13 protein-coding genes and 1 riboswitch are annotated in these 11,837 nt (G+C 61.9%); of the genes, 5 read left to right on the forward strand and 8 right to left on the reverse strand.

Features of this window, described 5'->3' with window-relative positions:
- The first annotated feature begins 11 nt into the window (after positions 1-11).
- Positions 12-1,124, forward strand: a complete 1,113-nt coding sequence (ugpC, locus tag FJ941_RS15430) for a sn-glycerol-3-phosphate ABC transporter ATP-binding protein UgpC (protein WP_140506813.1) — start codon at positions 12-14, stop codon at positions 1,122-1,124.
- A gap of 78 nt (positions 1,125-1,202) precedes the next feature.
- On the opposite strand, the gene FJ941_RS15435 is transcribed toward ugpC, so the two are convergent.
- The 3 genes from FJ941_RS15435 to FJ941_RS15445 all read right to left on the reverse strand — a co-directional run bounded on the left by FJ941_RS15435 (position 1,203) and on the right by FJ941_RS15445 (position 1,990).
- Positions 1,203-1,442, reverse strand: coding sequence for a DUF680 domain-containing protein (locus tag FJ941_RS15435; protein ID WP_140506815.1), 240 nt, complete (start codon positions 1,440-1,442; stop codon positions 1,203-1,205).
- A gap of 66 nt (positions 1,443-1,508) precedes the next feature.
- A complete protein-coding gene (locus tag FJ941_RS15440; protein ID WP_140506817.1) occupies positions 1,509-1,712 on the reverse strand; it encodes a DUF680 domain-containing protein in 204 nt (67 codons plus the stop codon).
- A gap of 71 nt (positions 1,713-1,783) precedes the next feature.
- On the reverse strand, positions 1,784-1,990 hold the full coding sequence (locus tag FJ941_RS15445) for a DUF680 domain-containing protein (RefSeq protein ID WP_140506819.1): 207 nt from the start codon (positions 1,988-1,990) through the stop codon (positions 1,784-1,786).
- A 494-nt stretch (positions 1,991-2,484) separates the two neighbouring features.
- A riboswitch (cobalamin riboswitch) is annotated at positions 2,485-2,687 on the forward strand.
- 114 nt (positions 2,688-2,801) lie between these two features.
- Between FJ941_RS15445 and FJ941_RS15450 the strand changes: the two genes are divergently transcribed.
- From FJ941_RS15450 to FJ941_RS15465, 4 genes are all read left to right on the forward strand, one after another.
- Positions 2,802-4,049 carry an aromatic ring-hydroxylating dioxygenase subunit alpha gene (locus FJ941_RS15450; protein ID WP_140506821.1) on the forward strand — a complete coding sequence of 416 codons (1,248 nt, stop codon included), beginning with the start codon at positions 2,802-2,804 and terminating at the stop codon, positions 4,047-4,049.
- Positions 4,050-4,113: 64 nt separating this feature from the next.
- A complete protein-coding gene (locus FJ941_RS15455; protein ID WP_140506823.1) occupies positions 4,114-5,214 on the forward strand; it encodes a hybrid-cluster NAD(P)-dependent oxidoreductase in 1,101 nt (366 codons plus the stop codon).
- Positions 5,156-5,818: a hypothetical protein gene (locus FJ941_RS15460; RefSeq protein WP_246673841.1), complete on the forward strand. Its 663-nt coding sequence runs from the start codon at positions 5,156-5,158 to the stop codon at positions 5,816-5,818. Before FJ941_RS15455 ends, FJ941_RS15460 begins: the two co-directional genes overlap by 59 nt.
- A gap of 234 nt (positions 5,819-6,052) precedes the next feature.
- Entirely contained in the window at positions 6,053-7,615 is a 1,563-nt protein-coding gene (locus FJ941_RS15465; RefSeq protein ID WP_140506825.1) for a hypothetical protein, read from the forward strand.
- A gap of 18 nt (positions 7,616-7,633) precedes the next feature.
- On the opposite strand, the gene FJ941_RS15470 is transcribed toward FJ941_RS15465, so the two are convergent.
- The 5 genes from FJ941_RS15470 to FJ941_RS15490 all read right to left on the reverse strand — a co-directional run bounded on the left by FJ941_RS15470 (position 7,634) and on the right by FJ941_RS15490 (position 11,770).
- Positions 7,634-8,857 carry a glycosyltransferase family 87 protein gene (locus FJ941_RS15470; protein WP_181167445.1) on the reverse strand — a complete coding sequence of 408 codons (1,224 nt, stop codon included), beginning with the start codon at positions 8,855-8,857 and terminating at the stop codon, positions 7,634-7,636.
- A gap of 55 nt (positions 8,858-8,912) precedes the next feature.
- Positions 8,913-9,542, reverse strand: coding sequence for an alpha-ketoglutarate-dependent dioxygenase AlkB (locus FJ941_RS15475; protein WP_140506829.1), 630 nt, complete (start codon positions 9,540-9,542; stop codon positions 8,913-8,915).
- Positions 9,543-9,754: 212 nt separating this feature from the next.
- A complete protein-coding gene (gene lysM / locus FJ941_RS15480) occupies positions 9,755-10,225 on the reverse strand; it encodes a peptidoglycan-binding protein LysM (protein WP_140506831.1) in 471 nt (156 codons plus the stop codon).
- 90 nt (positions 10,226-10,315) lie between these two features.
- Positions 10,316-10,753, reverse strand: coding sequence for an alternative ribosome rescue aminoacyl-tRNA hydrolase ArfB (arfB, locus tag FJ941_RS15485; RefSeq protein ID WP_140506833.1), 438 nt, complete (start codon positions 10,751-10,753; stop codon positions 10,316-10,318).
- 81 nt (positions 10,754-10,834) lie between these two features.
- Positions 10,835-11,770 carry an AraC family transcriptional regulator gene (locus tag FJ941_RS15490; RefSeq protein ID WP_140506835.1) on the reverse strand — a complete coding sequence of 312 codons (936 nt, stop codon included), beginning with the start codon at positions 11,768-11,770 and terminating at the stop codon, positions 10,835-10,837.
- Positions 11,771-11,837: the final 67 nt, after the last annotated feature.

The following is an 11,837-nucleotide window of genomic DNA, read 5'->3' on the forward strand; positions in this document are numbered from 1 at the left end:
GGAGGAAATCAATGGCCGATGTCAATTTGAGACAAGTGAAGAAGTCCTACGGCAATCTCAACATTCTCCACGGCATCGACCTCGACATCAAATCGGGCGAATTCATCGTCTTCGTCGGCCCGTCGGGCTGCGGCAAGTCCACCTTGCTGCGCTCGATCGCCGGGCTTGAGGAAATCACCTCGGGTGAACTCAGGATCGACGGTCAGGTGGTCAACGACGTGCCGCCGTCGAAGCGCGGCATCGCCATGGTGTTCCAGTCCTACGCGCTCTATCCGCACATGACCGTCTACGATAACATGGCCTTCTCGATGAAGATCGGTGGGGAAAGCAAGGCCGAGATTGACAAGCGGGTACGACAGGCGGCCGAGATCCTGCAGTTGACCAAATATCTCGATCGCCTGCCCAAGGCGATGTCGGGCGGCCAGCGCCAGCGTGTCGCCATCGGCCGAGCCATCGTGCGCAATCCGAAAGTGTTCCTGTTCGACGAACCGCTGTCGAACCTTGACGCGGCGCTGCGCGTCGCCACGCGCATCGAGATCGCCAAGCTCAAGGAATCGATGCCCAACACGACTATGATCTATGTCACGCACGACCAGGTCGAGGCGATGACGCTGGCCGACCGCATCGTCGTGCTGAAGGATGGCCACATCGAGCAGGTCGGCACGCCGATGGAGCTCTACAAGAACCCCGGCAACCTCTTCGTCGCCCAGTTCATCGGCTCACCGGCCATGAATATCCTGCCGGCGACGGTCGACAAGACGGGCAATCCGACCATCGTCAGTCATGTCGGCGGCCGCAAGGCGACGGTACCGATCGCGACGCCTGCTTCGGCAAAGGGAGCGGCGGTCAGCTTCGGCGTGCGGCCGGAAGATCTCGCGATCGCCAGTGGTAGCGATTATCTGTTCGAGGGGACGGTCGATTATCTCGAGCAGCTCGGTGAGGTTCAGCTGGTCTATATCGACATCGGCCGTGCCGACCTGCCGCTGGTGACCAAGTTGCCGGGCAATGTCGAGGTCAAGCGCGGCTCGACGCTGCGGCTGACCGCCAATGCCGGAGATCTTCATATCTTCGATGCGGATGGACGGTCGTTCGCCCTGCAGGAAGCGGAAGCAAAAGCCGCCTGAGACCACAAGCTGTCTCGACAACGCAAAAAGAGAGCGGCGGGCAAGCCCGCCGCTCTCTTTGTATATTACCACGGCGGGTTAGTTGTTGCCGAAGAGGTTGCGGTCTGCGCCCTGAGGGGCGGACTTCTGTACGTCGCCCGACGAATTGAGCAGCTTGTAGACGGGCGATTCGCTCTTGCGGATCGAGCCCGTATGCGAGGTGTCGACGTTGACGGTCGCCAGCTTGTTGATGTCGGTGCCGCCAACGTTGTCGTTGCCGGCATAGGCGCTGCCAGCGGCAATCAGAAGAGCGGCGGCGGTAAGAACAATCTTTTTCATTTTGGTACTCCGATTTTTTCGAATTCAAGGGGCGGGCTGAGCGCGCTGTCCTTGCTTGAAGAGATGTTAGTTGTTGCCGAACAGGTTGCGATCGGCGCCGTGCTGGACGGGCTCCTGGCTGGCAGGAGCCGACTTATCGACCGACGCGGTGTACGAGTTGTCCACCGCGGCGGCAGGCTGGTTGGCGCCGTTGGAGCCATAGTTGTCGCTGGCAAAAGCGCTGCCGGAAATGGCCAGAACGGCGGCGGCGGCAATAAGGATCTTGCTCATTTTAGACACTCCTGAATTTCTTGAATTCTACCGGATCGGCGGGCAAGCCCGCCGTCCGTGGGGACAGGCCGTTAGCGGCCGAAGAGGTTGCGATCGCTGCCCTGAGCAGGCGTTTGAGCACCCGGCTCCGACGTCTTGGTGGAGGTGGAAGCGGTGTACGAGCTGTCCACCGCGGCAGCAGGCTGGTTGGCGCCGTTCGAACCGTAGTTGTCGCTACCAGCGAAGGCGCTGCCGGAAACAGCCAGAAGGGCGGCGGCAGTGAGAATGATCTTTTTCATTTTTTGGCACTCCAGTATTTTTCCGTCCATCTAGCGGCGTGTCTTGGGATTAAATCGCGTCGTTCGGACAGCCCCGATGTGGGAGAGCACCCTTGCCGTTTCCAATCACGAAGTTGTTCAGCGTGGACCATGACTCCACTACTTGAAATTGTACCAGCGCCTTCCGCATCTCTTATTTTCTCTTGTGATATCAGCTAGTTACCTTAAAACAGCATCCTGATCACCAACTGTGTCGGAGGCTCGGCGTTCACAGCGTCTTGCACGCACCGTCAACAGAAACGAACCGTTCGGTTCGATTTTAGACTGCTCTAATAGTCACTTTTTGAAACTGTTAACCTATTTGCTGCCGGCAAAGGGGTCGAAGACGGTGCCGGCGCGGCTTGGCGACAGAAGGCGATTCCAACGGCTACAAGCCTGTCATGACGATCCAGCATGCGTGTCGCGCCGCATGGATGCGATGTCGCTTTCGTGCCGATGTCGCAAAGCCTGTCGTGATTAGATCAGGCATCTCAGGTGCCGCTGCGTGACGACGGAGCGGAGAATTGGGAAGCCGGTCAGATTCCGGCGCTGCCCCCGCAACGGTGGTGGAGTTCAAGTCGCAACGGGAGACCACTGGGCTAAAGCCTGGGAAGGTGTCGCGATGGTCCGCAAGGACAACTCCAGAGCCCGGAAACCAGCCCGAGATCGCTAGAACTCGACTGATCGCGGTGGGCGGTCAAGAGGCGGATGGTGTTTGTCCGGCTTTTCGCCGATCTGCGCCCAGTCCTTCCTCAATCACCACCAGTTCAGTCCTTGAAACTGAGGACAGGACATGGACGCGCGCAACGACATGCTGAGGCTCTTGAACAGCCGCAGACAAGGCTTTTCGCTGGAACAGCCCTTTTACACCGACCCGGACTACTTCAAGCTGGACATGGCGTTGATCTGGTATCGCGACTGGCTGTTCATCGGCCATGATTGCGAATTGCCCAAGCCGGGCAGCTTCATCACCGTGCAGATCGGGGATTATCCGGTCGTGCTGGTGCGCGATCAGCAGGGCAAGATCAACGCCTTCCACAATTCCTGCCGCCATCGCGGCAGCCGCGTCTGCAATTCCGACAAGGGCACGGCCGCCAAGCTGGTCTGTCCCTATCATCAATGGACCTACGAGCTCGACGGCCGGCTGCTGTTCGCCCGCCAGATGGCCGATGGGTTCGACAAGAGCCAGTTCGGGCTGAAGCCGGTCGCCTGCGAAAGCGTCGCCGGCTATGTCTTCATCTGCCTGGCCAAGGAGCCAGCCGACTTCGCGCCGATGCGGGCGATGATCGAGCCCTACCTTTTGCCGCACCGGCTGCGTGAGGCAAAAGTCGCCTTCGAGAGCACCATCATCGAGAAGGGCAACTGGAAGCTGGTCTGGGAAAACAACCGCGAATGCTATCATTGCGCCGGCAATCATCCCGAACTCTGCAAGACCTTCCCGGAAGCACCGACGGTAACCGGCGTGCAAGGCGCCGACAGCGATCCGGAGATGCTGGCGCACTGGGCGAAATGCGAAGCGGCCGGCCTGCCGAGCAAGTTCCGCATCGATCCGGCCGGCCAGTATCGCGCGACCCGCGCACCGCTGCTGCGCGATGCCGTCAGCTATACGATGACGGGAAAGCGCGCGGTCGAGAGGAACCTTTCCGACAGCGTTTCAACCAACCGCATCGGTTCGTTGCTGCTTTACCACTATCCGACGACCTGGAACCACATCCTGGGCGACCACGCCGTCACCTTCCGGGTGCTGCCGATCAGCGCCACGGAAACGGCGGTGACGACCAAATGGCTGGTGCATAAGGATGCGGTCGAGGGCGTCGATTACGATCTCGCAGAACTCACCCATGTCTGGACCGAGACCAACGACCAGGATCGCCGCATCGTCGAGGAAAACGCCTTCGGCATCCTGTCGCCGGCCTACGAGCCAGGCCCCTATTCGGAGCTCCATGAGGGCGGCGTGACCCAGTTCGTCGAGTGGTACGCGTCCTTCATCGGGCCACGGCTTGCCGAAGGCGGCCGGCCGGCCCTGCGCAGCGTTGCCTAGGCATATCGCTAAAGACGGCGGTTTTGGGCATGCGCAGAACAAAAGGGACAAGAGGATGAATGCGATGACGGACCTCGGCCTCTATCGCCATCTCGACCAGATGGCGCCCTGGAACGACAGGCTGCAGGTGCTGGAAGTGACCGGCGTCACCGACGAGGCGCCCGACGTGAAGACCTTCACCTTCCGCTCCGACAACCAGACCTGGTTCCGCTACAAGCCGGGCCAGTTCGTGACGCTGGAATTGCCGACACCGGACGGGCCGCTGATGCGCACCTATACGCTGTCATCGTCACCGTCGCGGCCATTCTCGATCGCGGTGACGGTGAAGGCGCAGGTGGGCAGCATCGGCACACGCTGGATGTTCGATCACCTGGCGCCCGGCTCGCACGTCAAGGCCTATGGACCGGGCGGCGACTTTTCACTGCACAGCCATCCGGCGGCGAAATATCTGTTCATCTCGGCCGGTTCCGGCGTGACGCCGATGATGTCGATGCTGCGCTGGCTGAACGACTGCGCACCATGGACCGATGTCGGCTTCGTCAACTGCGCGCGGCGCCCGGAAGAGATCATCTTCCGCAAGGAGCTGGAGCTGCTCGGCGGCCACATGCCGGGCCTGTCGCTCGGCTTCATGATCGAGGAACGGTCGAGCCGCGAGGGCTGGTATGGCCATATGGGCCGCATCGACGCTATCCGGCTGCCACTGCTGGCGCCCGATTTCCGCGAACGCGAAATCTTCTGCTGCGGCCCCGATCCCTTCATGCGCGCCGTGCGCGGCATGCTCGAAGCCGCCGGCTTCGACATGGCAAAGTACCATCAGGAGAGCTTTGCCGCGCCGACCGTTGAGGAAATCCCGGCGCCATTCGCGGCGCCGGCGCAGGACGGTGTGGCTGTCCCCGTCGAAGCCGCAACGCCGATCCGCTTCGCGCTTTCGGACGTCGACGCCGACTGTGTCGCCGGCCAGACCGTGCTGCAGACGGCGCGTGCTTCGGGCGTGCGGATACCGGCGGCCTGCGAATTCGGCCTGTGCGGAACTTGCAAGGTGAAGAAAGTCTCCGGCAGCGTCGAGATGAGCCACAATGGCGGCATCCTCGATCACGAGATCGATGATGGCTTCATCCTGGCCTGCTGTTCAAAGCCACTGTCGGCACTGGAAATCGAGGCTTGATCCGCCCTATGACGGTTCGCAGCAAAGCGACGAGGACGACCAGGCGATCTGGCGGCGAGCGGCGGCCCAATTCAGCGGCGTCGGCGTGCTGGTGCCGTCGCCTGCGGACCGCATCGCGATCGCCATCGCGCATGCCGGGCTCGACGCTCACACGCACAGCGATTGGCTGGTCAATTGCGCTGTAGCCATTCGCGCCGGCGATGTCGACTGGGACGTGTTCCTCGACGTTGTCGCCAGGCGTGGCCTTGCCGTGGCCGCGGCGGCGGCGCTCTCCTACCTCGCGCTCGATATTGGCGCGGCGGTGCCGAACAGGGTGCTGGCGCGCGTGCTTGACATGGCCGACCTCACCGGCCTTTCGCGCTGGTCGGCGGTGCTGCAGGCCAAGCCGCGAACCGATTTCGGCAGGCTGGCCTGGCTGTCGCGCGGCTTTGCCAAGCAGTTGCGGCTGAGACGCAAGAGCGGCGGCTGCGGCAGGAGCCGCCCGCCAGGGCATGGCGCGGCAAAGCATGGCGCGGCGGACCGACCCGCCGCGAGCCGCCAGAGGGACCGCCGCCCCTGGTCTTCTTGCAGACCATACCTTGCCCGCCGACGGTGGGAGAGATGATGCTGGACATCACGGTCAGGATCAGCGTTCCGCCGGTCCGGCGCCGCATCGGCGCGCCTGCGGCCGGTTCCCACGTTCGCGGCCCTGATCCCCGCAAGCATCCAGGCCGATAGCGACGCGCCGTGCAATCTGTGGCGGTCAAGTGGCGTTCAACCGCCAGGTTAGAACACCCTTAACTGCTGTCTGCTAGAAACTCACCGATACTGGTTGTGCCGGTGATGAAAGCCCATTTGCATGAATGCGCCGCTCGTTGCTCAGGGCAAGCTGGCAAGCTTCAAATCCAGCAAGGCTGTATTTCGACTCGTCGGGCCGGCTGTCGCAACGTTGTTGATCACCATTTATGCGGTCGTCGTCTCGCTCTTCGTGGTGCCGAGCAATGTAGACGTGTCCTGGCTGCTGACGGTTGGCGACCGTGTCCTCAACGGCGAACGCCTTTACGTCGATATCGCCGAGGGTAATCCACCTTTTTCAACCTGGCTCTATCTGCCTTTTCTCGCCATGGAACGCCTGACCGGGCTGTCGGCGGAATTTTGGGTGAGTGTGGGCGTGGCGGCACTCGCGGCTGCTTCCGTCTGCTTTTCGGCTCGCATTCTTGCACGGACCGACGAGGTTCTGAAGCGGTGCGTCTGGATCATTCCGGCGGCGGTGTTTGTCGTGCTGTTCCTGTTTCCGCCGGATTTCGGCCAGCGCGAGCAGATTGCCGTGATCGCCTTGCTGCCGTGGCTGGCATTGCTTTCGGCACGTGATCGAACGGCGGATTTTCGTGCCGGCAGCATCGCCGAGCGGATGGTTGCCGGTGTCGGCGCCGGTATCTTCGTGATGATCAAACCACCCTACAGCGTGCTGGCTCTGGCGCTGCCGGCCCTTGTGATTGCGCTACAGCGACGCTCGCTGCGTCCGCTTTTTACGACCGAGAGCGTGGTCGGTGGTATTCTGACCGTTGGCTATCTGATCGCACTCGCTGTTTTCATGCAGCCTTTCTTCGCCGGGGTTCTGCCCTTGTTGCGTCAAGTCTATTTGCCGATGCGGATGCCGGTCATGGACATGTTGATGCTATGGCCTATCCCTATGTTCGCGGCCATGGCAGGGGCCACACTGGTGATGGCTTATCCCGGTCGGCCCCATCGCGATGCGCAAATACTGCTTTTGGCTGGAGCGGCCTATGTCCCTGCCTTCGTCATCATGGGCAAGGGGTGGACGTATCAGGCGCTGCCGTTCCTGACAGTCGGCGTCCTGGCATTGATGCTGCAGTCTATCAGGTTGAAACCATTGCGAAGCCTGCCCCTGCCGGCCGTGTTTGGGGCCGCGCTTGGGCTGTTTTCGATCGTGAAATTGGTCGTGGCGCAACAAGGTCTGGCATTCACTCAGCCACGCGGCGGTCTCGACGCCGCGGCGGTCGCCGTCAGCCGCGTAGTCGACCATCCAACCTTCATGTCGATCGGCTCGCGGCTGCAGGCCGGCAATCCGCTCGCCCGGATGACTGGCGCCCGTGTCGTGGCACGCAACCCCTCCGCCTGGATGGTCAGCGATGCCGAGATCCTCATCCGGTTGGCGCAGGACCCTGCCCAACGGCTGGATCTGGAGACCTTGCGCCAGCAATATACCGCGGCGATCGCCGGCGAACTTGCCGCGAAACGGCCCGACATTGTGGTCGACGACGGGACGGCGGAGCCGCGTGCGCCAATACCTTTGAGGGACAACATCGCAATCGCCAAGAGCTTGGCGGATTACCGCCCGCTGCTTCAGAACGGGTCGGTGACCCTGCTCATCCGCGCCGACGTCAAAGCTCGCCAATAGGTATCGCAACCAAGCGTCCTACGTCGGCATGTCGATGCCTGGCGTGCCGCCAACCGTGGGCCCGCGCTCGCGGGCTATTATGTCGGCAAGCATCCATGCCGACAGGAACAGCGGTACCAGCACGCCGATGCCAAGCCCGGCATTGTTCACCAGATGCGCGATAGCCGGGTATAGCCAGATCAGTGCCAGAAAAATCCTCGGCATGGCGTTGCGCGTCGAGAACAGATAGGCGACGGCAACGGCTAGGCCGATCGTATCGTAGCTGTAGCCGTAAGGCGTCGCCAGCGTTGCCAGCACGGCGGTGAGCACGACCCGTTCGCGATGCTCGACCCGCCGCCATGGCAACCAGATCCAGATCGCCGTTGCGATCGCCGCGACCGTCGCAATGGCTTGCAGCGCATAGGCCGCAGTCAGTCCCAGACCGGACGCACGAGCCAGGAAGAACATGGTCGCCGCATTCGACTGATAGGGCTGCGGGTAGGGAGCCTCGAGAATCGCCGTCATCAGGGGACGGGTCTCGGTCCAGAACAGCGTCCAGACCTCGGAGCCAAGCAGCAGGCCGGTCAGGGCGAACAGGGCGAACGACGACAGCGCCGCGGCAACAATGGCGCGCCAGTTGCCGTTCGCCAGCAAGCAGAACGGCACCAGTATGCCGAGATGCGGTTTTACCGTCAGCAGGCCGAAGAGCAGCCCTGCCAGGACCGGCCGCTTCGGCACCGCCGCCAATCCGCCGATGAGCAAGGCCGTCGTCAGGGCGCCGTTCTGGCCGAAGGCCGCGTTGATCAGTACGGCCGGACAAAAGAGGATGGCTGCTTCGGCAGCCTTGCCCAGTTGCAGCGGCCGGAGGGCCAGCCAGAGACAAAAGACCGTGCCCAAGGTCCACACGAGATAGGCGGGGAATATCGGCAGCAGCGCAAGCGGCGCGCCGAAAATCAGGATGCTGGGCGGGTAGCTCCACTCCTGGTTGGGAAGGTCTGGCGAAAACATCCGCCGCAGGGTTGCGCGATAGCTGTCCATATCGAACAGGAACGCGACATGCCCGTCGAGCGCCATGCGTCCGCCCGCCCACAGGTTTGTGAAGTCCCAATAGGGCATTCCGTGGCTAACCACGGACAAGCCGCGCTCGTCGGATGTCCACAATCCAAGGTGATAACGCAGCCCGATCAGAATCCCGGTGCACAGCACAAGTGCCGCGAAACGGATATCGGATCGAAAGAGGGCAGTCTGGTTGACTGGTGCCATTGCGCTGTTTTCCAAGACCTGGCAGTCTTGATAGGGGACGCGCGTTAAGATCGGCTTATTTGGAGGCCTCATCGGGCTTCGTCACCCGCCGCAGCGTCAGATTGATCCTGCCGCCGTTTTTGAGCAGCGCCGAGGTCGAAGGGTAGATGCGGTCGACGCCATGGAAGGCAAGGCGACCCTCGCCGCCAAGCACGACGACATCGCCGCTTTTCAGCCTGAACGATTTGGTAGCGCCATCGCGCGTTGTCTGGCCGACCCTGAACAGGCAATCGTCACCCAGAGAGACAGAGACGACGGGCGCCGAGAAATCGGCCTCGTCGCGATCCTGATGCAGGCCCATCTTCGCATCAGGCGTGTAGAAATTGACCAAGCAGGCCTCTGGCGGATTCGGATAACCCGACACCTGCCGCCACAGGTCGAGCAGGCTGTCGGGGATGGGCGGCCAAGGCTCTCTGGTCAGCGGATGCGTCGGCTGGTAGCGATAGCCGCGTTCCTTGTCGGTGACCCAGCCGAGCGGACCGCAATTGGTCATGCGCACGCTCATCTCCTTGCCGGTCCGCGGCATGGCCGGCACGAACAGCGGCGCTTGCTGGACGATGCTCCTCACCTCCTCGACCAGCGCCTCCTGGACGGCGCGGGACAGCTGGGCCGGCATGTGGCGTACGCCCTTGGGCAGAACGAGCATGGATTTGGCTCATGTGAATGGTTCGGAGCCCAGCATGCCACCAGCGGACGAAAACGGCGACCCGAAAGCCGTCGTGGTTTTTGCCAGATGCCGCGCGCCGAATTCGTCTTTCCATTCGCCAATGGCGGTTGACGAATAAGACTAAGCGCCGCTGGTAATGCAACGCCGCGCGGCCTTTCGGACGCACGGCGCACTGATTTCTGCCCTGTGGCTCAGCCAAGCTCGGGAATACGCAGGACCTGGCCCGGATAGATCTTGTCGGGATGGGTCAGCATCGGCTTGTTGGCCTCGAAGATGACCGTGTTCTTGGCGCCCCGGTCCTTGCCATAGCTCTTTTCGGCGATCTTCCAGAGATTATCGCCCTTCTGGACGGTGTAGAAGGTCGGCTCCTTGGCAGGGGCCGCCGTGCCGGAAGCCGGCGCGACCTGCAACTCGTCAGCCTGCACCTTGGAGACGCCCAATGTGTTGCCGACGGCAATGACCGCCTTTTCGAAGATCGACTGGTCCTTGACCACACCCTTCAGCACCGCCGTATCGCCCTGGACGACGACCTGCACGCCATCGGTACCGAGCTTGTGTGAATCGAGCTCTTTCTTGAGCGTGTCGGCGGTGGGTGCGGCTTCTTCGTCGCCGCCGATGCCGAGCTTCTTGCCGACGCTCTTGACGAAATCGAACATACCCATCTCTAGGTCTCCCTTGCTGTGGCAATGGGGAAACCTCGCATCTGCGATGCGAAATGGGAAGCCGTTTTGTACACGCGCCTGGTGTGGTGCTTAATCGTTCTCCACCCGGCCGCGCAGCTTCTTGATCGTGCCGCGTCCCGCCTTGCTCTTCAGCCGTCGCTCAACCGCGCCTTTCGACGGCCGTGTCTTCTTGCGCGGCGGCGGCGGTGGTTCGGCGGCCTTGGCGACCAGTGCCGTGAGCCTCGCCCGCGCATCGGCGCGGTTCTGTTCTTGGGTTCGGAAGCGCCCGGCTTCGATGACGATGACACCGTCCTTGGTGGCGCGCTGGCCGGCAAGTTTTATGGTCCGCTCGCGCACGCGCTCGGACAGGCCCTCCGCGTTCTGCGCGTCGAAGCGAAGCTGCACCGCCGTCGCCACCTTGTTGACGTTCTGGCCGCCGGGACCGGACGAGCGGATGAAATCCTCGTGCAGGTCGCCCGGGTGGATCACGGCTTCGCCCGATATGATGATGTCGTCGTCGATCGGCATGCCGCAGTCATGGCGCGGCGGACCGAAAAAGAAAAGGCCCGATCGAAAGCCCAGCCCCTAACTCAAATATGATGATCCTGATCACGATGCCCAGGCGAGTTCGCCAAGATGGCGACGGACCCATTTCGTCTCTTCCGACGCCGTGCGCCCGAAATGCCGTTTGAAGTCGCGGCTGAATTGAGACGGGCTCGCGTAGCCCACCGAAGCCGCGACCTCAGCGATCGTCTTGTTCTGGCGTGCAATCATCAATCGTGCTTCGTGGAGCCGTATCGCTTTCACGTACTGCATTGGACTGTTGCCGGTTAGGTCCTTGAAATGGACGTGGTAGGAAGGAACGCTCATGCCCACGTCTTTTGCCAGATCGCCGATCGAAATTTCAGAACTGTAGTTCTCTCGCAACCAGGCCAGGCTCTGGATCATCCTTCCGGACGTGCCTTTCTGCTGCAGTGCCGCGATCATTGCACCGCCCTGCGGGCCGACCAGCACCCGGTAATGCAGTTCGCGCAGAATGCCGTCACCAAGGACGAGAGCTTCAACGGGGCTGCGAAGCGCCACAAGAAGGCGCAGCAGGACATCCTCCATTTCGGGGGCCATCCTGCTTGAAACGAGACCTCGCGGTCTGCCGCTCGCCGGTCCGGCATGCATCTGCGCTTGTATGGCGAGCTCGGCTGCCATCTGCATATCGAACTCAACATAGACCGCAAGCAATGGTCGCTCCGGACTGGCCGTCGATTTCATGCGGAATGGAACAGGCACCGAAACCGCCAGATAGTGTTCCTCGTCGTAGAGGTAGATTTCCCTTTCGAGGATGCCTTGCTTGCTCCCCTGTAATACGAACACCGCGCCTGGCTTATAGAGGACCGGGACGTCGTGAAGCACGGCTTCCGTCCTGAGTATGCGGACGCGGTTGAACGCGGTCGGATTATAGCCGTGACGAGGGGCGAGAGCTCCGGCCAACTCGACCAGCTCGTCTCGTCTGGATCGTTCGTGTTTGGCGGCAATAGGATTTGGCAACAAGTTCAGAGAATCCGCAATCGAAACGCTGGGTTCCTCATAATATTTGTCAATCCATCACCAATCAAGG

This window comes from Mesorhizobium sp. B2-3-13 (assembly GCF_006442195.1).
Taxonomy (GTDB): domain Bacteria; phylum Pseudomonadota; class Alphaproteobacteria; order Rhizobiales; family Rhizobiaceae; genus Mesorhizobium; species Mesorhizobium salmacidum.

Coding starts and splice junctions, on each gene's coding strand:
- ugpC (WP_140506813.1), top strand. CDS start 12: ATGGCCGATGTCAATTTGAGACAAGTGAAGAAGTCCTACGGCAATCTC.
- FJ941_RS15435 (WP_140506815.1), bottom strand. CDS start 1,442: ATGAAAAAGATTGTTCTTACCGCCGCCGCTCTTCTGATTGCCGCTGGC.
- FJ941_RS15440 (WP_140506817.1), bottom strand. CDS start 1,712: ATGAGCAAGATCCTTATTGCCGCCGCCGCCGTTCTGGCCATTTCCGGC.
- FJ941_RS15445 (WP_140506819.1), bottom strand. CDS start 1,990: ATGAAAAAGATCATTCTCACTGCCGCCGCCCTTCTGGCTGTTTCCGGC.
- FJ941_RS15450 (WP_140506821.1), top strand. CDS start 2,802: ATGGACGCGCGCAACGACATGCTGAGGCTCTTGAACAGCCGCAGACAA.
- FJ941_RS15455 (WP_140506823.1), top strand. CDS start 4,114: ATGACGGACCTCGGCCTCTATCGCCATCTCGACCAGATGGCGCCCTGG.
- FJ941_RS15460 (WP_246673841.1), top strand. CDS start 5,156: ATGGCTTCATCCTGGCCTGCTGTTCAAAGCCACTGTCGGCACTGGAAA.
- FJ941_RS15465 (WP_140506825.1), top strand. CDS start 6,053: ATGAATGCGCCGCTCGTTGCTCAGGGCAAGCTGGCAAGCTTCAAATCC.
- FJ941_RS15470 (WP_181167445.1), bottom strand. CDS start 8,857: ATGGCACCAGTCAACCAGACTGCCCTCTTTCGATCCGATATCCGTTTC.
- FJ941_RS15475 (WP_140506829.1), bottom strand. CDS start 9,542: ATGCTCGTTCTGCCCAAGGGCGTACGCCACATGCCGGCCCAGCTGTCC.
- lysM (WP_140506831.1), bottom strand. CDS start 10,225: ATGGGTATGTTCGATTTCGTCAAGAGCGTCGGCAAGAAGCTCGGCATC.
- arfB (WP_140506833.1), bottom strand. CDS start 10,753: ATGCCGATCGACGACGACATCATCATATCGGGCGAAGCCGTGATCCAC.